The sequence below is a fragment of the Aquiflexum gelatinilyticum genome (assembly GCF_024813435.1).
Classification (GTDB): domain Bacteria; phylum Bacteroidota; class Bacteroidia; order Cytophagales; family Cyclobacteriaceae; genus Cognataquiflexum; species Cognataquiflexum gelatinilyticum.
Map to the genome: position 1 here is coordinate 310466 of NZ_JANAEZ010000001.1, position 21431 is coordinate 331896.

At 38.8% G+C, this 21431-nt stretch carries 22 protein-coding genes; 12 read left to right on the forward strand and 10 right to left on the reverse strand.

The annotated features are described in order from the left end of the window. Window positions 1–10: 10 nt before the first annotated feature. The 3 genes from NK987_RS01260 to serA all read left to right on the forward strand — a co-directional run bounded on the left by NK987_RS01260 (window position 11) and on the right by serA (window position 3149). Complete coding sequence (locus NK987_RS01260) at window positions 11–634, forward strand: chloramphenicol acetyltransferase (protein ID WP_258423454.1); 624 nt, start codon at window positions 11–13, stop codon at window positions 632–634. Further along, window positions 631–1122 (forward strand): NUDIX hydrolase, encoded by a 492-nt coding sequence (locus NK987_RS01265; protein WP_259262394.1) that lies wholly within the window; start codon window positions 631–633, stop codon window positions 1120–1122. The genes NK987_RS01260 and NK987_RS01265 overlap by 4 nt, the downstream gene beginning before the upstream one ends. Before the next feature lie 134 nt (window positions 1123–1256). Then, window positions 1257–3149, forward strand: coding sequence for a phosphoglycerate dehydrogenase (serA, locus tag NK987_RS01270; protein ID WP_259262395.1), 1893 nt, complete (start codon window positions 1257–1259; stop codon window positions 3147–3149). 506 nt (window positions 3150–3655) lie between these two features. Here the strand turns inward: serA and NK987_RS01275 are convergent. Further along, window positions 3656–3904 carry an antitoxin Xre-like helix-turn-helix domain-containing protein gene (locus NK987_RS01275; protein ID WP_258423451.1) on the reverse strand — a complete coding sequence of 83 codons (249 nt, stop codon included), beginning with the start codon at window positions 3902–3904 and terminating at the stop codon, window positions 3656–3658. 370 nt (window positions 3905–4274) lie between these two features. Between NK987_RS01275 and NK987_RS01280 the strand changes: the two genes are divergently transcribed. The 8 genes from NK987_RS01280 (at window position 4275) to NK987_RS01315 (ending at window position 12572) form a co-directional block, all read left to right on the forward strand. Continuing rightward, complete coding sequence (locus NK987_RS01280) at window positions 4275–4886, forward strand: fumarylacetoacetate hydrolase family protein (protein WP_259262396.1); 612 nt, start codon at window positions 4275–4277, stop codon at window positions 4884–4886. Continuing rightward, window positions 4873–6729, forward strand: a complete 1857-nt coding sequence (locus NK987_RS01285) for a M23 family metallopeptidase (protein WP_259262397.1) — start codon at window positions 4873–4875, stop codon at window positions 6727–6729. Before NK987_RS01280 ends, NK987_RS01285 begins: the two co-directional genes overlap by 14 nt. Before the next feature lie 29 nt (window positions 6730–6758). Further along, complete coding sequence (gene bcp, locus NK987_RS01290; RefSeq protein WP_259262398.1) at window positions 6759–7208, forward strand: thioredoxin-dependent thiol peroxidase; 450 nt, start codon at window positions 6759–6761, stop codon at window positions 7206–7208. A 9-nt stretch (window positions 7209–7217) separates the two neighbouring features. Next, window positions 7218–8069 carry a transketolase gene (locus NK987_RS01295; protein ID WP_259262399.1) on the forward strand — a complete coding sequence of 284 codons (852 nt, stop codon included), beginning with the start codon at window positions 7218–7220 and terminating at the stop codon, window positions 8067–8069. Between the two features lies 1 nt (window position 8070). Next, window positions 8071–9039 carry a transketolase family protein gene (locus NK987_RS01300; RefSeq protein WP_259262400.1) on the forward strand — a complete coding sequence of 323 codons (969 nt, stop codon included), beginning with the start codon at window positions 8071–8073 and terminating at the stop codon, window positions 9037–9039. 88 nt (window positions 9040–9127) lie between these two features. Next, window positions 9128–10741, forward strand: a complete 1614-nt coding sequence (locus NK987_RS01305) for a glycoside hydrolase family 99-like domain-containing protein (RefSeq protein ID WP_259262401.1) — start codon at window positions 9128–9130, stop codon at window positions 10739–10741. A 53-nt stretch (window positions 10742–10794) separates the two neighbouring features. Further along, entirely contained in the window at window positions 10795–11868 is a 1074-nt protein-coding gene (locus NK987_RS01310; RefSeq protein ID WP_259262402.1) for a Gfo/Idh/MocA family protein, read from the forward strand. A gap of 11 nt (window positions 11869–11879) precedes the next feature. Continuing rightward, entirely contained in the window at window positions 11880–12572 is a 693-nt protein-coding gene (locus NK987_RS01315; protein ID WP_259262403.1) for a CPBP family intramembrane glutamic endopeptidase, read from the forward strand. 19 nt (window positions 12573–12591) lie between these two features. Here NK987_RS01315 and NK987_RS01320 read toward each other — a convergent pair whose 3' ends face one another. Beyond that, window positions 12592–13368 carry a hypothetical protein gene (locus NK987_RS01320; RefSeq protein ID WP_258423442.1) on the reverse strand — a complete coding sequence of 259 codons (777 nt, stop codon included), beginning with the start codon at window positions 13366–13368 and terminating at the stop codon, window positions 12592–12594. A 91-nt stretch (window positions 13369–13459) separates the two neighbouring features. After that, window positions 13460–14326, reverse strand: a complete 867-nt coding sequence (locus NK987_RS01325; protein ID WP_258423441.1) for an AraC family transcriptional regulator — start codon at window positions 14324–14326, stop codon at window positions 13460–13462. 353 nt (window positions 14327–14679) lie between these two features. Between NK987_RS01325 and NK987_RS01330 the strand changes: the two genes are divergently transcribed. Next, window positions 14680–15432 (forward strand): SDR family NAD(P)-dependent oxidoreductase, encoded by a 753-nt coding sequence (locus tag NK987_RS01330; RefSeq protein ID WP_259262404.1) that lies wholly within the window; start codon window positions 14680–14682, stop codon window positions 15430–15432. A gap of 21 nt (window positions 15433–15453) precedes the next feature. Here NK987_RS01330 and NK987_RS01335 read toward each other — a convergent pair whose 3' ends face one another. The 7 genes from NK987_RS01335 to NK987_RS01365 all read right to left on the reverse strand — a co-directional run bounded on the left by NK987_RS01335 (window position 15454) and on the right by NK987_RS01365 (window position 21427). Further along, window positions 15454–15813 carry a cupin domain-containing protein gene (locus NK987_RS01335; protein WP_259262405.1) on the reverse strand — a complete coding sequence of 120 codons (360 nt, stop codon included), beginning with the start codon at window positions 15811–15813 and terminating at the stop codon, window positions 15454–15456. 134 nt (window positions 15814–15947) lie between these two features. Next, window positions 15948–17732: an adenylate/guanylate cyclase domain-containing protein gene (locus NK987_RS01340; protein ID WP_259262406.1), complete on the reverse strand. Its 1785-nt coding sequence runs from the start codon at window positions 17730–17732 to the stop codon at window positions 15948–15950. 8 nt (window positions 17733–17740) lie between these two features. Continuing rightward, window positions 17741–18067: a hypothetical protein gene (locus NK987_RS01345; RefSeq protein WP_259262407.1), complete on the reverse strand. Its 327-nt coding sequence runs from the start codon at window positions 18065–18067 to the stop codon at window positions 17741–17743. A gap of 193 nt (window positions 18068–18260) precedes the next feature. Beyond that, on the reverse strand, window positions 18261–18599 hold the full coding sequence (locus NK987_RS01350; protein ID WP_259262408.1) for a hypothetical protein: 339 nt from the start codon (window positions 18597–18599) through the stop codon (window positions 18261–18263). A gap of 289 nt (window positions 18600–18888) precedes the next feature. Further along, window positions 18889–19377 (reverse strand): VOC family protein, encoded by a 489-nt coding sequence (locus NK987_RS01355; protein WP_338021180.1) that lies wholly within the window; start codon window positions 19375–19377, stop codon window positions 18889–18891. 67 nt (window positions 19378–19444) lie between these two features. Continuing rightward, window positions 19445–20407, reverse strand: coding sequence for an NAD(P)-dependent alcohol dehydrogenase (locus NK987_RS01360; RefSeq protein WP_259262409.1), 963 nt, complete (start codon window positions 20405–20407; stop codon window positions 19445–19447). Window positions 20408–20449: 42 nt separating this feature from the next. Beyond that, window positions 20450–21427, reverse strand: coding sequence for an NAD(P)-dependent alcohol dehydrogenase (locus tag NK987_RS01365; protein WP_259262410.1), 978 nt, complete (start codon window positions 21425–21427; stop codon window positions 20450–20452). Between the last annotated feature and the right edge of the window lie 4 nt (window positions 21428–21431).

Consider the following 21431-nt stretch of genomic DNA (forward strand, 5'->3'; position numbering starts at 1 on the left):
AAAATTAAGAATGTACAGGATTCTTGATATCGAAAAGTGGTCCCGAAAAGACCACTTCTTGTTTTTCAGTAAATTTGAAGAACCGTTTTTTGGGTTGACAGTCAGGATGGATTGCACAAAAGCATATGAGACTTCCAAATCAAAAGGCAGCTCATTCTTTCTCTATTATCTACATTCCTCTCTTCAGGCAGTCAATTCCATAGAAGCATTCAGGTACAGAATCAAAAACGGTCAAGTCCTTGTCTTTGATAAAATCAATGCATCTCCAACTATCAATAGGGAAAATGGGACGTTTGGCTTTTCTTATTTGGATTACTTCGAAGATTTTATAGAATTTGAAAAATCTGCCAAAATAGAAATAGAAAAAGTTAGAAACAGCACTGGTCTAATTCCTGCAGGCTCAGGAGAAAACGTGGTTCACTTTTCATCGATACCATGGATAGACTTCACTTCATTGTCACATGCGAGAAGTTTTTCTTTTCCCGATTCTTGTCCAAAGATCTCATTTGGAAAAGTAACAGAATCACGAGGAATCAAAACCATGCCCGTTTCAATCCATGTGCACCATGCACTGATGGACGGACATGATGTAGGTCTATTTATTGAAGCATTTCAAAAACAACTCAATAGATGAGTAACGTACCACTTGGAATAAAAAAAACAGCAACAATATGCGTGCTCAAAAACGGAGACAGCTTCTTACTATTGAAGCGGTTAAAGGAACCCAATAAGGACCTTTACACACCAATTGGTGGCAAGTTGGATCCTTTTGAAACTCCGCTGACAGGAGCATTCAGAGAAACTAGGGAAGAGACTGGAATCAAGGTAGAGACCATGGAATTTTGTGGTATCCTGACTGAAACCTCCCCTATCAACTATAATTGGATCAATTATGTGTATTGGGCTGAAATCGAAAAAATCCCTCCTCCTGAATGCAATGAAGGGACCTTGGAATGGATACATTTCAATGATATCCTAAATATTCCAACACCAAAAACAGATTGGTTTATTTACCGATTTCTATTGGACAAAGAAAAATTCGTTCTTGATTCTGAATATGATGAAAACATGGATATCAAATGGTTAGTCAATGAGTTGACAGGCGAAAGGCTCATCGGATAAATGTAAATACAACCTTCTCAATCGATTTCAGGGGTAAGTGCCAAAAATCACAAAAGTATTTTGTTCAATAAAAGGGTTTACTTTTTAATAATATGCTAATTTTGAGCTTAGATCATAAAAAATCCACAGCAATAATGCCCAGCAGCAAGAAATTTATCATTGATTTTGACAGTACTTTTACCCAAGTCGAAGCATTGGATGTATTGGGAGAAATCAGCCTAAAAAATGATCCAAAGAGAGCTGAAAAAATACAGGCCATCAAAAACATCACAGACCTTGGGATGGAAGGAAGTCTCAACTTCCGCGAAAGCCTTGAAAGAAGGTTGGATATATTGGAAGCTTCCAAGCCTCAGATTTCGGAATTGATCTCTGAACTGAAAACCAAAGTCTCCAAATCCTTCCAGCGGAACAAAGAATTTTTTGAAGAAAACGCTGACAACATCATCATCATTTCTAACGGCTTTAAGGATTTTATCACTCCCATAGTCGGGGAGTATGGAATCAAAGCTGAAAATGTTTTTGCGAATGAGTTTATATATGATGATGCGGGCAAAATAATTGATTTCGATCGGGAGAATGTCCTTTCCAAAAACGGTGGTAAATCCAAAACCATAAAAACACTCAATCTCGAAGGAGACATCTACGTAATCGGAGATGGCTACACAGATTATGAAATCAAAGAATCAGGCCTTGCCAATAAATTCTATGCATTCACTGAAAATGTCGAAAGACCAAAAGTGACCTCCAAAGCGGACCACATTGCCCCTAGTTTAGATGAAATCCTTTATGTCAATAAAATGAACAAGAAATTCTCTTACCCAAAAAGTCGAATCAATGTACTCCTTCTAGAAAATGTCCACCCAATCGGCGTGGAATTGATGAAACATGAAGGCTATAATATAGAAGTTATCAGCTCTGCCCTTAACGAAGAAGAACTTGCTGAAAAAATCAAAAATGTCAGTATCCTTGGCATCCGCTCCAAAACCAATGTGACAAAAAAAGTTCTGGAAAATGCGAATAGGCTGATTTCCATAGGTGCTTTTTGCATTGGCACTAATCAGATTGACTTGGAAACCTGTACCGAAAAGGGAATCGCGGTATTTAATGCGCCTTTCAGCAACACCCGTTCAGTAGTGGAAATGGCAATTGCCGAAATCATATTCCTGATGCGTGGCTTCCATGACAAAAGCCATGGCATGCACAAAGGTATATGGGATAAATCTGCCTCAGGCAGTTTTGAAATCAGAGGTAAAAAATTAGGAATCGTAGGATATGGAAATATCGGTGCCCAACTCTCAGTTTTGGCAGAAAACATGGGCATGGATGTCTACTACTATGATGTCATCGAAAAACTTGCGCTCGGAAATGCCACAAAAATTGATTCTTTGGATGAATTGCTTAAGACCTGTGATGTGATTTCCTTACATGTGGATGGCAGAAAAGACAACAAATGTCTTATCGATAAATCCAAAATTGATTTGATGAAAAAGGGCTCCTACTTGGTAAATCTTAGCAGAGGTCATGTTGTAGATATTCCTGCCCTGAAAGCAGCTTTGGAATCAGGACATATCGCAGGTACTGCAGTGGATGTATTTCCGCATGAACCTAAAAATAATGATGAGCCTTTTGCATCTGAATTGATCGGCATGAAAAATACCATTTTGACACCCCACATCGGAGGATCTACCCTAGAAGCGCAGCAAAACATAGCAAGATTTGTCCCGGGCAAAATAATGGAATACATCAATACGGGAAATACTTACAACTCTGTAAACTTCCCCAATATCCAATTGCCTTTCCTAAGGGATGCACACAGGTTGATCCACGTCCACCAAAACGAACCCGGTGTATTGGCAAAAATCAACCAAATCCTAGCCAGTTATAATATCAATATTGTCGGTCAATACCTTAAGACCAATGAAAAAATCGGATATGTGATTTCGGATATTGACAAAGCTTATTCACCGGAAATGATCGAAGCCATGAAAGAAATTCCCGGCACAATAAGGTTTAGGGTATTATATTGAAATAGATAAAAATATTGTTGGCATAAAGTTGAAATAGTATCAGGATTTCGAAACTCAAGTTGCTGATAATCATAGTGAATTTGTCCTAAATTGAAAGCATTTCATTGAGTTTTGATGATATTAAACCATTCCATCAAATAAAACCATGACCTTCGGTACAAAAATAATCCTATTTCTGATTCTTCTCCACCTGATCATAGGCTTTGGTTTTATAATCAAACTGATGTTACCGGAAAAAAAAACCGATGAAAAGAAGAAATGAAATTTTTCCTTTGAAAGGTTCAAGATCAAATCTTGAGCCTTTTTCCTTTTTTAACAGATAATCCTTAGATCTAAATTTAGAGGATAAACCCGGAAAGAAACTGAAGGAAAATTTTGGGATAATGGATTGATCACAAAGTTGATTGAAGTTTTATCAACAATAGAACGCACAGCAGGCGCATAATCTCGGTCTTTAGAATATCAAGCCATTCAGAAACATCAAGAAGATCAAGGGGAATTCTATTTCAAATGGTAAAAAGTGGCCTCTCCATCCAACGCTCAAAACCCCCACTGCCAAAATAATTGGTACCCAAAGCATATAACTCTGCCAATTCATACATCTTTTCAGATTGATCTTCATCAAAAACATCTTTTCTATGAAGGGTCTTGGCAGAGAGAGACAATTCAGCTTCCAAAGTGTTATTATCAAGACCCGATATTTCTTTCAATCCCTCAACGGATCTTTTCTTCAAACCTTTGCGGAAAGTCTCCACTCTTTGGAATGGTTTATCCAACCTTACAATTCCACATTCAAAATGTCATGGGCAGACTATAGGGACTTTTTGTAATTGACTATACCGCGCTCACTTAGAATTGAGGGTTTCTTCTCCATTCAAAAATCACGTAATTTGTCGGGTAATTATCAAAAATCCCCAAACTTTTTGCAAGTTCTAATTTGATTTTTTCGTTCAAAAAGTAAATCAAATCTTAAAATAGTGGTTTCTTTAAACACGTTTTAAATGCAACCTTAGGATAAAAAAACCATCTCTTTTTCCAGTTTTTTAATCTTTTTGCTGTACAATATCCCTATGTCTTTCCACAAAAAATCCCTTTCTTTGCCCTAGTCAAAATTCCCCTTCCCTTATGAAGATTATTGCCATCGGAAGAAACTACGCGGAACATATCGAGGAACTGAAAAACGAGCGCCCAACTGCTCCTGTGGTGTTTCTGAAACCTGATACTGCTGTTCTCAAAAATAACGCTCCCTTTTACCATCCTGACTTTTCGGAGAATATCCACCATGAAGTAGAATTGGTTTTGAAGGTGTGCAAGGAAGGCAAACATGTCCAAAAAAAATTTGCTGACCGGTACTTTGATGAAATCGGGATTGGAATTGACTTCACTGCAAGAGACCTTCAGGATAAGTGCAAAGCAAAAGGACTTCCTTGGGAAATCGCCAAAGCTTTTAACGGATCCGCTCCCATCGGCGAATTTTTACCGGTGTCGGAGTTCAAAAATTTTGCAGATATCAATTTCCACCTCCATATCAATGGGGAGTTGAGGCAAAAAGGAAATACTTCCATGATGCTGTTTGATTTTGCTGTAATCATTGAATATGTTTCCCAATTTTTCACCTTGAAAAAAGGAGACCTCATCTTTACCGGAACTCCTGCGGGGGTTGGAAAAGTCTCTATTGGAGATAGGTTAGAAGCATTTATAGAAGATAAAAAGCTATTGGATTTTGAAGTCAAGTAAATACCTCCTCATTTTATTTTTATTTTTTCCTTTCCTCCTCCATGCCCAGGAATACCTTTTTCCGGTCAAGCCCGGAAGCAGGAATCTCCTATCAGGAAATTTCAGTGAAATCCGTCCCAACCATTTCCATTCAGGAATAGACGTCAAAATCGGCGGTGTCGATGGAGAACCGATTCTCGCCATATCTGATGGATACGTGTACAGGATCAAAATTTCTTCCTTTGGCTATGGCAATATCATCTACCTCAAGCATACCAACGGTCAGTCTTCGGTCTATGCCCATCTCAGGAATCTCTCTCCCAAGATCATGGAATTCATGCGGAAGGAGATGTATTTTGCCCAAAAAAACGAATTGGAAGTATTTCCTGACCCTGAATTCCTCCCCATCAAAAAAGGGGAAATCATAGGAAACGGCGGCAATACAGGGAGTTCGGGTGGACCGCATTTGCATTTTGAAATCAGAGACAGCCTTGACAGGGCCATAGACCCATTTATTTTTGGGTTCAAAGAAGTGGTAGACAAAACACTTCCTGTCTTATACAAAATCGCCCTAAGCCCACTCGATTCTGATGCTAGGGTCAATGGCCGATACCAAAGACAAGAATTTACCCCCATCATCGAAGGCGGAAGGTATATTCTTCACCAACCTGTAAAAATTACCGGACGAGTTGGTGTAGAAATCTATGCGGTGGATAAAATGGACGGTGTCAATAATGTTTTTGGAATTCCTGTCATAGAAATGCTCGAAAACGAAAAACCGCTTTACCGTATCAATGTTGACCATGTCGATTTCAATAAAGGGAGGTTCTTTTTGAGTCATATGTACCAAAACAGGTTTATCAGACTGTACCAATATCCCAACAACCAACTCAAAATTTACGAACCTGATTCCCTGACAGCAGGCGCCATCTCTGCCAAAACCGGGGAGAAAAAGCAGCTCAAAGTCACGATGAAGGACTACTTCGGCAATGCGCGGGTTCTAAGTCTGCAGGTTGAAGGAGAAGATCCAAAAACACAAATTGGAAGCCAGGCCATTTCTGCAAATAAAACTACCAATATATCATTCAATAGGGAAGTGATGGTCATTCAGACTACCGGTTCAGAATGGGGTACTTTGGCCAAGATTTTTGTCAACAGTCTTGAAATGGAAATCCCTCCTGCCTATATCCAAGATGGCCGAAGAAATTACCTTTGGGATATGCGCTATGGCGTTCCTGACTCGGTAGACCTTTGTACAGAAGTCATAAAACCAGGGGTTCTTGTCAAAATTCCCTTTGGCGAAGAAATCTCTTTTGCCAATAATGATGTCGAAATCAAATTTTCAGAAAACACACTTTTGGATGATCTATTTCTCCGCATAAAAAGGGAAAAAAATGGCCATGGGCCAACCATCAGAATCAATAGTCCCGCTGAATACCTTCAAAGCAACATGGAGGTTTTGATCAGAAATACAGGATATACAGGGGACAAAAAAAACACTCATGTCTATTTTCAGGCGGATAATGGACGAAAATCATTTGTTGGTGGTGAATGGGAAAATGAAGATATCAGATTCAAAACCAGAAATTTTGGTACTTTTGTTTTGGACTTAGACAAGACTGCTCCCACAATAGCGCCTATAAAAGTCAACACAGCTGAAATGAGATTTGTGATCAAAGATGATAAATCCGGTATCAAAGATTTTGAAGCTTATGTGGACGGAAAATGGATACTCATGAGGTATGAACACAAACAAAGTGTGATCTGGTCCGAAAAATTAGATAAACAACCATTCAAAGGAGAAGTTCTATTGATAGTAAGGGATATGGCAGGGAATGAAAAACGCTATACCACCAAACTTTAATCAATCTTCAACTTTAAACAAAAAACATTATGTCATTAGCAGTAGGAAATCCGGCACCTAGTTTTGAAGCCAAAGACCAAAACGGAAACATCATCAAACTTTCCGACTTCAAAGGAAGAAAAGTAGTACTTTATTTTTATCCAAAAGACGCTACTCCAGGTTGTACTGCCCAAGCATGCAATCTAAGAGACAATTATGATACATTGCAAAAAGCAGGTTTTATCGTGCTTGGAGTAAGTTCAGATTCCGAAAAATCCCACCTCAAATTCATCGAAAAACAAAACCTCCCCTTCCCGCTCATTGCCGATGAAGACCTAAAAGTCCATGAAGCATACGGTACCTGGGTAGAAAAATCAATGTATGGCAGAAAGTATATGGGAACTGCCAGAACCACTTTTGTCATTGATGAAGAGGGGGTTTTGACAGAAATAATCGAAAAAGTAGATACTAAAAACCATACCAATCAAATACTCAAATAATTCCAACTAATGGAAAAACAATCAATCGATCAACTAAAACAAATCTGTTCTCAAGTTAGAAGGGATTGCCTCCGTATGGTTCATGCCGTACAGTCAGGACACCCTGGCGCTGCCTTAGGCCTCACTGAATATTTTGTTGCGCTCTATTTCAATGAGATGACGCACGACAGCAAATTCAAGATGGATGGCAAGGGTGAAGACATGTTCTTTCTTTCCAATGGGCACGTTTCTGCACTTTGGTACAGTGTATTGGCCAGAAGCGGATACTTCAGCACAGAGGAATTGGGTACTTTTAGGAAATTGAATTCTAGACTTCAAGGCCACCCAGCCACGCACGAAGGCCTACCCGGAATCAGAATCGCCTCCGGTTCATTGGGACAGGGACTTTCAGTAGCCATCGGTGTGGCGCAAGCCAAAAAAATCGACAAAGACGATAAGCTTGTCTACGTGATGATGGGTGATGGCGAGCAGCAGGAAGGTCAGGTTTGGGAAGCTGGCATGTATGCTGCACACCATAAAGTTGACAACTTGATTGCGGCTATTGACTATAACGGTCAGCAGATCGATGGACCGACTCTTAAAGTGATGGATTTGAAAAACCTAAAAGCCAAATGGGAAGCATTTGGCTGGGATGTGATCGAAATAAAGAAAGGAAACGATATAGAATCAGTAGTAAATGGCCTGGCTGAAGCAAAAGGCCTTACCGGAAAAGGAAAACCTGTGATGATTCTGCTGTATACCGAAATGGGTTATGGCGTGGACTTCATGGTAGGTACTCATAAATGGCATGGTGTGGCACCGAATGATGCTGAACTTGAAAATGCTTTGGGACAATTGGAAGAAACTTTAGGAGACTATTAACATGGAAAAGACCTTAGATTTAAAATATACCTACACGGATAAAAAAGATACCCGCTCAGGATTCGGTGACGGGTTGCTTGAGGCAGGCCGCAAAAATCCAAATGTTGTAGGACTTTGTGCTGATCTGATCGGATCATTGAAAATGGGGGCTTTTCAAAAAGAATTTCCTGAAAGATTTTTTCAGGTAGGTATCGCTGAAGCTAATATGATTGGCTTGGCTGCCGGATTGTCCATCGGTGGAAAAATTCCCTTCACAGGCACTTTCGCAAACTTTTCAACAGGCCGCGTCTATGACCAAATCAGACAATCAGTTGCTTACTCCGATAAAAATGTCAAAATCTGTGCTTCTCATGCAGGTCTCACATTAGGGGAAGATGGCGCAACACATCAGATTCTGGAAGATCTCGGAATGATGAGGATGTTACCTCACATGACTGTGATCAATCCTTGTGATTATAACCAAACCAAAGCTGCAACTTTGGCTTTGGTCGACCATGTCGGTCCCGCATATTTGAGATTTGGAAGACCTGTATGGCCAATTTTCACACCTGCAGATCAGAAATTCGAAATTGGAAAAGCATGGAAAATGATCGAAGGAAAAGATGTTTCCATCTTTGCAACAGGACATCTTGTTTGGGAAGCAGTTGTAGCTGAAGCCATGCTCCGCGAAGAAGGCATCTATGCAGAAGTGATCAATATCCACACCATCAAGCCATTTGACGAAGCTGCAGTATTGGAATCTATCGCCAAGACAGGTTGTGCTGTATCTGCCGAAGAACATCAGATCAATGGCGGTTTGGGAGACAGTATTGCCCAATCTTTGGCAAGAAACAACCCGGCTCCACTAGAATATATCGGTGTTTTGGATTCATTTGGCGAATCCGGGACCCCAACACAATTGCTGGAAAAATATGGTTTGAACGCTGAGAATATTGTGAAGGCAGCCAAAAAAGCTATTGCAAGAAAATAAAATAAGATTGTGTAATAAATTTAAACCGTGGTGGCTTTTCCATCACGGTTTTTTATTTTTAAGAAATAATCAATCAAGTCATTTTCCTATGATCAAATTACTGCCCTATCTTTTTCTTTTGACCTTTCTCATGTATGGTCCCGAAAGCTGTTCTTCAAAGAAAACTACCCTGCAATCCACTGTATTTGAACCAGAATCTTCCCCTTCTTTGTTGGGCAACTCAAAAAACTCAATTGCTTTGGACCCTTTAGAAAGCGATGAAGGACAAAATCAAAAAGCTGAGAAAAGTAATCTTATAGGTGTTTACTTTATGCCATCATGGAATCTTTCTCCTGACCCAAACAAAGATATTGACAGCTTTTGGGCTTGTCTGACAGGAAGAGAGAATTGCGGACACCTCAACAATACGGCGATATGGGGACCAAAGGGAAGGATTTATAATGCTCAAAATCCTTATGAAGGTCCATTTTTGGAAAGAAAACCACATCCTAGTCTCAAAGGGTTTTATAAAAGAAATGATCCTCAAGTCGCGAAAAAGCAACTTGAATATATGAAAAGCTATGGCATAGATTTTTTTGCATACGATTGGTTTTTTGGCAGGCACTATTACTATCATATGAATTTTGCTCCACAGGCAAAAACATACTATCCCAAAGGTTGGAAAACTGATCCTACCAAAGATGGGAGAACCGCTGTTCCGGGAATGGAAGAATGGAATGAGCAACTGACTGTATTATTAAGCGAAAACGAAAAACTTCCTGCCGAAAAACAAATGAAGTGGGCCATAAACTGGGTTGATGACAGTGAAGAAAGGTGGAGACATTGGCTTGATGTAGGCTCACCAGCTAGCTTATCAGCAGGTAGAAATTATAGAGGTGAGGTTCCTGATCGTCAACTTTACCTTCAAGTTCATGATAAAATCACCCAGTTATGGATTGACAAATATTTCAATAGGAAGGATTATCTCAAGGATGATAAAGGGAGACCAATTGTTTACCTTTATTTTCCGCAAGACCTTGAGGCTAGGGCTTCTGTCTATGGAATTACAATGAAAGAGTTGCTTGACAGATCCAAAAGTTTGGCACAAAAAGCAGGCTTGAAAGGAATTAAATTCATAGCAGTGGCTGCAGGTGCTATGGCTGAAAGAGAGAGACAATATGCTTTGCCCACGAAATGGGTGGCCAATAATCCTAGAGAGCTTTGGCGTGGAGGAAACTATACTGACAAATTACTTTTTCAGGATTATGTCCCAAGACTGAAAGGGATGGGATTTGAAGGAATGACGGCATACGTTTATCATAGCTTTATGGATAAAGACAATAGGTCTTATGATGATATGCGCTCAAATTACAAAAGCCATTGGGAAATGTGGTCAGAGAAGTTTAAGGGAGATTCAGATTTTGAATACCAAATTCCTGTGGCCATGGGTTGGGATATGAGGCCTATGGGCGGTACATGGCCCCAAGCCACAGGATTTCCGAGTGAACCATACAAAGACAAAGTCCATAGTACCAAATCAACTTTCAAAGCCAAACTTTTGGAAGCACAAAAGTTTTCCGAAAAATATAGAGCCTCCAATGGAAATACCGTGATGGTTTGTTGCTGGAATGAATATCTGGAAGGAAATCACATTGAACCTACAGAAGGTCATGGATTTGACTACCTTGAAGCTATCAAGGAGGTTTTTGCAAAGGGAAATTGAAAATATTCTGACTTCCGGATTTGAAAAAATTAGAGCCATAAACATCAAAATAAATGTCAAGACCATTTAAAATCCTTGTAGTCGGATGTGGAAATATGGGTGCTTCCCATGCCACTTCTTATCACAATATGCCTGAATTTGAAATCTGTGGCCTTGTAGCCAGGGGAGAAAGCAAAGTCAAACTGAATGAAAAATTAGGTTCAAATTATCCTTTATACGATGATTTTGAATTGGGCTTGACCAAATCAAAACCTGATGCGGTGTGTATTTCTACCTATCCCGATACCCATGAGGAAATGGCCATCAAAGCTCTGGAAAATGGCTGCTATGTTTTTATCGAAAAGCCATTGGCGGACACAGTCGAAGGATCGCAAAGGATCATAGATGCTGCCAAAAAAGCTGATAAAAAAGTAGTCGTGGGGTATATTTTGAGGCATCATCCATCTTGGGAGAGGTTCATCAAGGAAGCACATAAACTTGGAAAACCACTCGTCATGCGGATGAATCTCAATCAACAAAGTCATGGCTTTATGTGGGATGTCCATAAAAATCTCATGAAAAGTCTAAGTCCAATCGTTGATTGTGGGGTACATTACATTGATGTGATGTGTCAGATGACCCGGTCAAAACCCGTTTCGGTGTCGGCCATTGGCGCAAGGCTAACGGATGAAATCCCTTTAGACAATTACAATTATGGACAACTTCAAATCAGGTTTGAGGACGGATCAGTAGGTTGGTATGAGGCAGGATGGGGTCCGATGATTTCCGACAATGCCTTCTTTATCAAAGACGTTTTCGGGCCAAAAGGCGCCGTTTCTATCGTAGCCAAATCAGCAGGATCAGTTGGAAAATCAGATGATGTGGATTCCCATACCAAAACCGAAAGTATCAAAGTACACCATTCAGATTTGGATGGAAAAAATCATTTTACAAAAAAAGATTTTTGGATCGACATGACTGACGAACCTGATCATCAGGGACTTTGTGATAGGGAACAACAGTATTTTCTAAAAGCTATTCAGGAAAATATTGATCTGACTGACCATCTAGAAGATGCCATCAATAGCCTTAAAATCGCATTTGCGTGCGATGAATCGGTAAAATCAGGAAAGACTGTCTTCTTTTAACTCCCTAATCCATGATCAATAACCTATACCTTGGATTTGTTTATCATGGGTTTGCGTATTTCATTCTGTTTTTGATAAGTTGGTGGGCTTACCATACCAAAAGTCTTAAGTTTTTTTCTGAAAATAGATGGTCAAAAAATAATAAGATCCAATTTTTTTTATTGGCCTCAGGGATTTTGCTGTGGGGAATTATTCCTTTGATCAAATCCGAAATGACCTATTCCTATCTGCTTCTTTTTGGTCCAATTATACCCACCTACTTTCAGGTTTTTTTAGTCCTTATTTTGGGAATTTTGGCCTTTTTGGTCGGAAAATCTCAAGTGAATAAATCAGATTTTAAATTCCATGTATTCCAGCCGCACCCTGCAACATTTACAATTTTTATATATTTGCTGTTTCGTATTTTATTCCTGATTTCTTACGAAATATGGTTTAGGGGATTTTTTCTAAATGATTTGTTATTAATTACCTCTTTACCTGTAGGAATCCTCGTCAATATTATATGTTATGCCTTGATCCACATTTTTGCTCCGCCAAAAGAAGCCTGGTCTAGCCTTGGGTTTGGTCTGATCCTTTGCGTCTTGGTAATTTATTTAGAGGCGGTTTGGCCTGCTATCTTCATTCACCTCAGTTTGTTTATGGGTTATGAAGGTGGTTTTTTCTGGAAATTTTCAAAGGACCAAATGTGGAAAACGGTTAAATAAAAAAATAAATGAAAAGATTCTAATTTGCCAAAACAAAAACAGGCATATCGACTGTTGCAGGTGGATTGGTATCCTTAGGTTCAGAAGAGGAAAACGGCTCGGGGGCATTTGAGAACAGCACAATACCAAACTGAGTTGTTGACTCTACATTCAAAATTTTTATAGTTACAACAGGAAGTTCAGAGTCGCTGCTGCCGATTTTTGATTTCACTTCCAATACCTCAAAAGCTACCAATCCAAGATTCGCACCTTGAAGATTTCCTTCCAAAGGGGAATAGTTTATGCTGATATCGCTGTCATACACTACTGCCAAAACCTTGGAACCTACAAGCATTTTTAAACCTGTAGCCCTCATCGGAGCAACCAAAGGAATTTCGTCTAACAATATATCTTGTTCGCCATCAATATTTGGGGCACCCAAACCTGGACCTGGGGTCAGGTAATTCTGAGCGCCGTTGTCAGTCGGACCTGCATTAACCCATCTATTGGGAATATTTTTCAATGCAAACCATCCTTCATCCCCTACTTGACCTGTATTCAGGTCAATGGTTTTACCCACATTATCTTTAAAAAACTTTAGTTGCGCCCTCTGCCCTACAGAAGCGATTTGGTCGTTGACATCTGTTTCAGAAAAATTATTAGGCTCAATACCATTATCTATGCTGCTTTCATCAATTACCATCAGCACCAAATAATCATCATAGATAGGACTGAGGTCACCTTCCTCCGAACCCGGCATACAGGAACCCAATAGGTTAAAAATTAAAAGAATGTAAACGCTTAATCTCTTACTCATGGCTATTTGGTTTTGATAAAAGCTTGGGAAATTTACTTTACCAAATAGTATGCCAAATAGTTAATGTAATTTAATTAAAGTTTTACTTTAATTACTTTTTGTGTTTTGAAAGATATTCAGAGGGAGAAAGCCCCATCGAGGCTTTGAATTGCCTGTTGAAATTTGAAAGGTTATTAAATCCAGATTCGTAACCTATTTCTGAGATATTCATCTTCTCTTCAAGCAACATCTTACAGGCATATCCTATTCTGATTTCATTCAGAAATTTGGAATAGTTTTTCTTGGTATTTTTCTTAAAAAACCTACAAAATGCTGTTGGATTGAGGTTTGCAATATCAGCTACTTCTTCCAACGTGATGTTTCTATGAAAATTGTTGAATGTAAAAGAATACACTTTATCAATTCTGCTATCCCCGTTTTTTTCTTTAGGATGTTGGAAACCTTTTGATGAAAGATACCTAAAATCAGTCTCCAAGGCCAATTCTTGCAAAAACTCTACCAAACCTATCCACCTTGAAAATCCCTCAGCATTATGGATCGCAAGTAACTTCTCCTTTGCAGTCTCCAAAATAGGTCCTTTAAAAAGGATGCCTTGTGAAGCCTTTTCAAAAAGTGTTTTGATTTGGATCATTTCGGGAATATCAAGCAATTGTTCCCCTCCAAAATCCTTCCTGAAATGCAGCGTGATGGACTCAGCAGTAAGATTGCTTTCTTTTTCAAAATATTCCTTGTCGTTTTGCCACATGTGGGGCACATCTTCACCTATCAAAACCAATTCACCTTCAGAAAATGGCAGTATACTGTCTCCAACAAACCGTGTACCTTTGCTTTTGATCATAAAGACCAATTCTAGCTCGGGATGGTAATGCCAGATATTGAGAAAATGGGGGTAGTTGTGGATGGCTGAGATAAAGGATTTGTCAAATGGCTTCCTTCGCTCTAGTAATTTTGCTTTCATGGGGGAATTATCGACTCTTCTAAAGATTCAAATTCCGCATTAAATACATGGCAATCTTACTGTTTTTTTGCCAATTCTGACTTTATTTTGTTCACAAAATTGATATTTTGAGTTTATTATAGCATAATTATATAACTATTCATTTTTCACTTTAAACGATTGATTTTGGAAAACAAAAGACTGATTTCAATTCCTCAGTTTATTTCCTTTCCCAAATGTTGTTCCTAAACTTTTGCTTGTTGAATTTCAATTGGATTCATTAGAAAAGAAAAAAATAAAAAAAACCTCAAAATAGCCTCTCCCCCACTCCACCGCAGGTTACTATTTTGGAATCACCTTCCTATATTTAGGCTATGAAAAACATCATCATCACGGGAGGGGCAAGTGGTATTGGCTTGGCCATCACCACGCTTTTTGCATCAAAGGGAAACAATGTTTACTTCATTGATTACAATGAGTCTTTGGGAACAGAAGTGGAAAAAGACCTACTAGAAAAAGGAAATAAGGTTACTTTCCTCCAAGCTGATGTATCGAATTTAGAGGAGGTCAAAAAAACCTTTGAAAGAACTCCTGAAAAGATCGATGTCTTGGTAAACAATGCCGGAATCTCGCATATCGGAAATCTGGAAAATACTTCAGAAGAAGAATTTGAAAGAGTTTTTCAAGTCAACGCAAAAGGCGTGTTTACCTGTAGTCAGGCAGCAATTCCGAAGCTCAAAGCCAATGGCGGCGGGGCTATAATCAATATGTGTTCAGTAGCAGCGACAATAGGAATTCCTGACCGGTTTGCATATTCCATGACCAAAGGGGCTGTAATGTCTATGACCCTATCTATAGCCCGAGACTATGTTAGCCAAAATATCCGTTGCAACTGCATCTCCCCCGGAAGAGTGCATACACCATTTGTCGACGGTTTCTTGGCAAAAAACTATCCTGGCCAAGAAAAGGAAATGTTTGCAAAATTAGCAGCAACCCAACCGATAGGAAGGATGGGAAAACCTGAGGAAATCGCTGCCATGGTTTATTACCTTGGTTCTGATGTTGCCTCCTTCATAACAGGAAGCAATTTCAATATTGATGGAGGATTTATGGGGCTAAAAGTCTGACTTCCTTTTTTCAATCCCTAATTAGATTTTCTCTAGGCTTTCTTTTGTCAATGTGCCTTTTTGATCGCCTGTATTTAATGTTGTCGCTGGTTCAAAAAGCATTACAGAAACCTCTTCTTCAGCCACAGGACGGTGTTCGACCCCTTTAGGGACTATCAAAAATTCACCCTCTTTCAATTCAACGGTTTTATCCCTAAACTCCATCCTGAATTGTCCGGCGACCACAAAAAACAATTCGTCTTCAAGGTCATGTTTATGCCAGACAAACTCCCCCTTGAATTTGACTAGTTTTACTTGTTGTCCATTGAGCTCTCCTACTATTCTAGGATTCCAATAATCCTGAAAAAGTGAAAATTTTTCTGAGAGATTGACTTTATGCATGATTGTGTATCCTTGATGTTAAAGTTTTAAAATAAATCTTATCAATGATAAGACGAAAATAAGATTCAAACCAAATAAAGTGATCAATAATTGACCCTTGGGGGCATCGGTTTGCCAGAATTACTTTTGGTAAATCAGGTCAAAAAATACATTTTCAACAGTCCCCTGTTTTTCACCTCAATCTCCCCCCTATATTCACATTTAAACTCATTTTTGATTTCATTATAGGTACTTTCAGAAATATTGATCTTACCCGGAACAGAAGCGGATTCCATCCTTGAGGCAATGTTTACAGTATCCCCCCATATATCATATTGCCATTTTTTGATGCCGACAATTCCAGCTACGACAGGTCCTGTGTGTATTCCTATCCTAACTTCAAAGTGGGGCAAGCCGTCATTATTATTCTTGGAATTCTCTACTAAAGCCATCATCTCTTTAGCCGCCATGACCATGCTGAAAGCATGGCCCTCTTTAGGAGTTGGAATCCCTCCGGCGCACATGTATGAATCTCCAATCGTTTTGATTTTTTCGAGTCCATATTTGGTGATGATTTCATCAAATTTTTTGAAATAAAAATCTATGCTTTGCACCAATTTTTCTGGCTCAATTTTTTCTGCCAAAGTAGAAAACTCAACAAAATCAGTGAATAACACAGTTACCTTTTCCGCTTTGACAGCTTCAACTTTTCCATTTAATTTCAGCTCTTTGGCAGTTTCTAAAGGCAGGATATTGAGCAACAAGGTTTCAGACCTTTTCTTTTCTTTCTGGATATTTTTATAATACCAAAACAAGGTCGCCAAAATAATAATCCCCAAAACCATTATGACTACCAAAGAAATCAGGATTATTCTTTGATTTTCCCTTTCTTTATTTAAGTGATCTACTTCAATTTGTTTTTGAGAAACCTCAAAATCAGTCCTGAGATCAGCCATATTTTGAACAGATTTAAGGTTATTGATGCTGTCCCTATATGCTATGTGGTCTTTGAAATAGACAAGGGACTTTTTTAAGTCCCCTTCTTTTTCATATAGTTCAGAAAGTTTGAGGTTTGCATCAGAAATTTGCTCTTTAAGTCCGTGAACTTGTGCAAGTTTTAGGCTTCTTGCTGCGCAGTTCATCGCCATGAGGATATCCCCCTTTTCCAAATAAATATCTGACATGGAGATAAGGTAGGTGCAGATAGGATAAAAATTTCCCAATTCTTCCAAAATTGAAATCGCTTCGTTGATGTTTTTCTCAGCTAGGTCACTTTGACCAAAATTGGCATAAACCATTCCCAAATTTCCTAGGCTAAAGGCTTTTCCGGTCGGATAATCCACATTTTCAAAAATCAATTCTGATTCCCTAAAATAAACCAAAGCTGAATCATAATTCTTCACATTAAGGTGCTCATCTCCTGCATTGAGTATAGCAGAAGCCAATGCAACGGAATCATCTGCCTCCCTGAGAGTGGAAATCGCCTTATGGTAATAAAGCATCGCATTGGCAGGGTTGTTGGAAAAAGAATAAACATCAGCTACTGCAATGTATGTCGTTCCCTCCCCTATTTTGTATTTGGCTTTTTTGGCTGCCTGAGCACTTTTAAAATAGGCATCCAATGCCAAATCCAAATCACCTTGGTACCTGATTTTATTTCCTTTTTGCAAATACCCACGATATAGGTAAAGGTCATTTCCAAGCTTTTCTGACAGATTAATCAGTTCCTCAGCATAGCGCAGACCCAAGTCAAGATCCCTCATTTCATTGAAAGAGAGATTTCTTAAAAGCTCAAGTTTATCTTCATCAGGCACATTTCCTTGCTCATAAACTTTTGCAAGACTATCTGCTAGTTTTTGATCTTGCGCAAAAACATGGAGGTATAAAAGACAGAAAAAACATGTCAATGAAAAAAAATGTCTTTTAATCTTGAATCTCATAAGTGGAGTCAAGAGTTAACTTGAATTTTAGGATCAAATCTAAAATCCTTGTCTTTTGCGGTGTATTCGATGGTGTAATCTTCCTCAGCATGAAGTATTGTTGGATTTATCACTCCAAGCCAAGCAGTAGAGTTTTTGATTCTTACCGGCCCTATACTGAAAACATTGTTGGAGTTTTCGTCTTTTAGGATTTTGTTAACTTTGACCACCCCTTCATCCGGAACTATATCCCAAATCACCAAATCTCCCGGACTTACTTTTGTGAATCCTTTATCCGAGAGCTTTAATTTTCCTCTGGACTCAATTCCCTCAATAGTGATGTAATGAATTTTCATGGTTTCAAAAATTTATGGTTGAAAATGGACAAATGACAAATAATAGGTAAAACAAAATAATCCTTCTCTGAAACTAAGAGAACATGAACAAGTAATATTCGGTTTTAAGAAAAAACAACCTTGAATAAGCTGAATCTTAGTCTAACTTAAAGAAGGATCAAAAACTACCCTTACTGTTTTTTTTACTCTTGACTTATCGGGAATTCACTATAATTTTTGGATCAAATACAACTACTTCTGTGCTTCCCTCAGGTGTATAATGAATATCATACTTTTGCTCAGAACCATCCTGTATAGTAGGGCTGATTGTTCCTCTCCAATGTCCTGAACTTCCAATAGGCGCAGGTTTTTCGCTAAAAACTTCAACCCCACCACTTTTAACAATATTGTTAATTTTTTGAACCTTAGAACCAGGATGGATACTCCAGGTTACTGTGTCTCCTCTTTGAACAATAGTATTTCCTTTATCAGATAACCTCAAAGTTCCGTTGGGTTCAATTCCTTCAATTTTAATAGGTCTGTTTTGTGGCATATCTAAGATTAAATAAGTTAAGTGATGAATTTTAAAAACTTCTCTAGCAATTTAGAAAAATAATTGTAAATGCGTATTATTCAATAGGTTAATTTTGTATACAAATAGCCTAAAACATGGAGTAAAAATCATTTTTTTGAATTTTTTACCATTAAGCATACTACTAAAAAATAACACAATACTTTGCAAAAAAATAAAGTTTCCCTTCCAAAACTTTGTCTACAATGAATTGAACAAAAAGATCAAGACATATAGGTTTCTTTTTTTGATTTTAAGCAACCTACCTCAATTACAGGTGTTGGTCCAGCAAAATCAAATTCCCGTCGGGATCTCTTACCATCAAACTTGCCGGGCCGGAAGAATTCTCATCTGCTTCAGCATCCAATTTGACCCCTTTTGATTTCAAATGCTTTTGGATGGCTCTAATATCCTCAAAGGATTCAAGTTCGGCAGCATTCTCATCCCATCCGGGATTAAATGTCAGGATATTACCTTCAAACATTCCCTGAAAAAGTCCGATAAGTGTTTTTTCATTTTTCATGATGAGGTAATTTTGCTCCATAGAGCCCGCAAATTGTGTAAACCCAAGGTTTTCATAAAAAGCCTTGGAAGCCTGTAGGTCCTTGACACTCAGGCTGACTGAAAATGCACCTAGTTTCATATTTTCTAAAGTTTCGTCGTTGTTTATGTGGTTTGAAATTGACTCTGAAGGTTTTATCAGAAACCCAAAACAGAAGGCTGTTATTATTCCCAAGATATAGAAGCTTATTTTTTTCATAGCAAATTGGTCAATATTCATATTAAAGATCTGAAAAAAAATGAAATATAAGGATTCCAAAAAACCCTTATCCAATGTCAATCACCACATTTCCGGTTTTCTCACCTTTCTCTACATATTTGGTGGCTTCAATGACTTGCGACAAAGGATACCGCCGGTCAATTACTGCCCGGTACTTCCCTGAATCGATCAGTTCTTTGAAAAAAACAATGTCTGACTTACTGTCTGTCACAATCGGGAATTTAACCTTTTTTCCACCGAATAAAGGTGTCAATAGGGTCAGGAATACATTTTGGGCTAGGTATCCAAATTCTGTCGAAACATACACGCCCTTTGGCTTGAGTAATTTACGGCATTTGAAATAGGAACTTTTCCCCACCGCATCAAAGACAAAATCAAAGTCATTGCCTGCAAGTGTAAAGTCTGTTTTTGTGTAGTCGATGACTTCATCTGCTCCCAATGACTTGACAAGGCCCATACTCTTGGTATTACAAACTGCCGTCACCTGTGCCCCAAAGTATTTGGCCAACTGCACTCCAGCTATCCCAATTGACCCTGAGGCACCATTGATGAGGATTTTTTGAGATTTGGTGTAATCGAGATTTTTGAGGAATCCATTTGCAAGCATCAATCCATCACAAACTGCTGCCGCTTCCTCAAAGGAAAAGTTCACAGGTTTGATAGCTATGGAACCTGACTCAGGAACACAGATATATTCGGCATGTGCCCCGAATTTTTTGGTACTTAATCCAAAGACTTCATCACCTGTTTTAAAGTTACTGACTTTGGAACCAACAGACTCCACTGTTCCCGCAAATTCTGATCCCAGTATTTTTACTTTAGGTTCAAAAAAGCCATTAAACAATCGGATGATAAAGTAATCCGGCTTTCTAAATCCGCAATCTGTTCTATTGACTGTGGTAGCATGGACTTTTACCAAAACCTCAGTGTCTTTCGGAACCGGTTTTGGAACTTCCATCAGTTGTAGGACATCAGGTGTTCCATATTTGGAATTAACAATGGCTTTCATTGGAAGAGATTAGGAGAAAATTGACTGAAGAAACGGTTATTTCTATAAAAGGTTAATGGTCACAGTCCCTGTTTTTTGACCTGTTTCGACATAAGCATATGCTTTGGAAATATCATCGAATGAATATTCTCTGTCTATAAGTGGCATGAACTTTCCTTCTTCCATCATTTTCTTCATCAAAGCCAAACTGGTTTTAATGTCGGAAGGAAAAGGGAATTTGACTTGCTTTCCTCCCATCAAAGGCGTGACAAGTGCTAAGATTGGATTTTGATTTTTTGGTCCCAACTCCGAGGAAATGTAGATCCCTTTAGGCTTCAGAATTGGTTTGCATTTTCCAAAACTGCTTTTACCTACAGCGTCAAAAACATAATCAAAAGTTTCCCCGATTAGTGTGAAATCTTCCTTTTCGTAGTCAATGACTTTATCTACTCCCAAAGAACTGATCAGTCCCAAGTTTTTATATGTGCAGGTAGCCGTTACATGGAGACCTTGATACTTCAACAGCTGCACCATAGCCGACCCGATGGCACCGCTTGCACCATTGACAAAAGCCCTTTGTCCCTTTTCTAACTTGACCTTGTTGATAAAATTGATGGCATAATGGGCACCTTCTATACTTGCTGCAGCTTGTTGGAAGCTTACGTTTTTTGACATGTGGCTTATGAATTTCTCTGTTTTGCAGACAAGGTATTCTGCCTGAGAACTCATTCCCTGATCAGTAAAGCCAAAAATCCGATCACCGATTTTAAAGCCCTTTACAGAATTTCCAAGCCCCTCTACCATTCCTGCAAAATCTGTCCCCAGAATAGGATTACTTGGCTTGGTCAATCCTGTGAAAAATCTCATGATAAAAGGATGGGCTCGGAGAATCGCACAATCTGTTCTGTTTACTGTCGTGGCATGAACCCTAACAAGTACCTCGTCATCATTTGGAATGGGTTTAGGAATTTCCTTGACCTGAATCAGTTCAGGGGGTCCATATTGATAATATACAGCAGCTTTCATATTGGTCATTTGCATAAAC

Bases quoted from the DNA above. Each gene is read 5' to 3' on its own strand.
- NK987_RS01350 (WP_259262408.1), bottom strand. From the start codon at position 18,599: ATGCCACAAAACAGACCTATTAAAATTGAAGGAATTGAACCCAACGGA.
- NK987_RS01325 (WP_258423441.1), bottom strand. From the start codon at position 14,326: ATGAAAGCAAAATTACTAGAGCGAAGGAAGCCATTTGACAAATCCTTT.
- NK987_RS01300 (WP_259262400.1), top strand. From the start codon at position 8,071: ATGGAAAAGACCTTAGATTTAAAATATACCTACACGGATAAAAAAGAT.
- NK987_RS01365 (WP_259262410.1), bottom strand. From the start codon at position 21,427: ATGCAAATGACCAATATGAAAGCTGCTGTATATTATCAATATGGACCC.
- NK987_RS01295 (WP_259262399.1), top strand. From the start codon at position 7,218: ATGGAAAAACAATCAATCGATCAACTAAAACAAATCTGTTCTCAAGTT.
- NK987_RS01355 (WP_338021180.1), bottom strand. From the start codon at position 19,377: ATGAAAAAAATAAGCTTCTATATCTTGGGAATAATAACAGCCTTCTGT.
- bcp (WP_259262398.1), top strand. From the start codon at position 6,759: ATGTCATTAGCAGTAGGAAATCCGGCACCTAGTTTTGAAGCCAAAGAC.
- NK987_RS01315 (WP_259262403.1), top strand. From the start codon at position 11,880: ATGATCAATAACCTATACCTTGGATTTGTTTATCATGGGTTTGCGTAT.
- NK987_RS01280 (WP_259262396.1), top strand. From the start codon at position 4,275: ATGAAGATTATTGCCATCGGAAGAAACTACGCGGAACATATCGAGGAA.
- NK987_RS01305 (WP_259262401.1), top strand. From the start codon at position 9,128: ATGATCAAATTACTGCCCTATCTTTTTCTTTTGACCTTTCTCATGTAT.
- NK987_RS01360 (WP_259262409.1), bottom strand. From the start codon at position 20,407: ATGAAAGCCATTGTTAATTCCAAATATGGAACACCTGATGTCCTACAA.
- serA (WP_259262395.1), top strand. From the start codon at position 1,257: ATGCCCAGCAGCAAGAAATTTATCATTGATTTTGACAGTACTTTTACC.
- NK987_RS01345 (WP_259262407.1), bottom strand. From the start codon at position 18,067: ATGAAAATTCATTACATCACTATTGAGGGAATTGAGTCCAGAGGAAAA.
- NK987_RS01260 (WP_258423454.1), top strand. From the start codon at position 11: ATGTACAGGATTCTTGATATCGAAAAGTGGTCCCGAAAAGACCACTTC.
- NK987_RS01265 (WP_259262394.1), top strand. From the start codon at position 631: ATGAGTAACGTACCACTTGGAATAAAAAAAACAGCAACAATATGCGTG.
- NK987_RS01340 (WP_259262406.1), bottom strand. From the start codon at position 17,732: ATGAGATTCAAGATTAAAAGACATTTTTTTTCATTGACATGTTTTTTC.
- NK987_RS01320 (WP_258423442.1), bottom strand. From the start codon at position 13,368: ATGAGTAAGAGATTAAGCGTTTACATTCTTTTAATTTTTAACCTATTG.
- NK987_RS01330 (WP_259262404.1), top strand. From the start codon at position 14,680: ATGAAAAACATCATCATCACGGGAGGGGCAAGTGGTATTGGCTTGGCC.
- NK987_RS01310 (WP_259262402.1), top strand. From the start codon at position 10,795: ATGTCAAGACCATTTAAAATCCTTGTAGTCGGATGTGGAAATATGGGT.
- NK987_RS01335 (WP_259262405.1), bottom strand. From the start codon at position 15,813: ATGCATAAAGTCAATCTCTCAGAAAAATTTTCACTTTTTCAGGATTAT.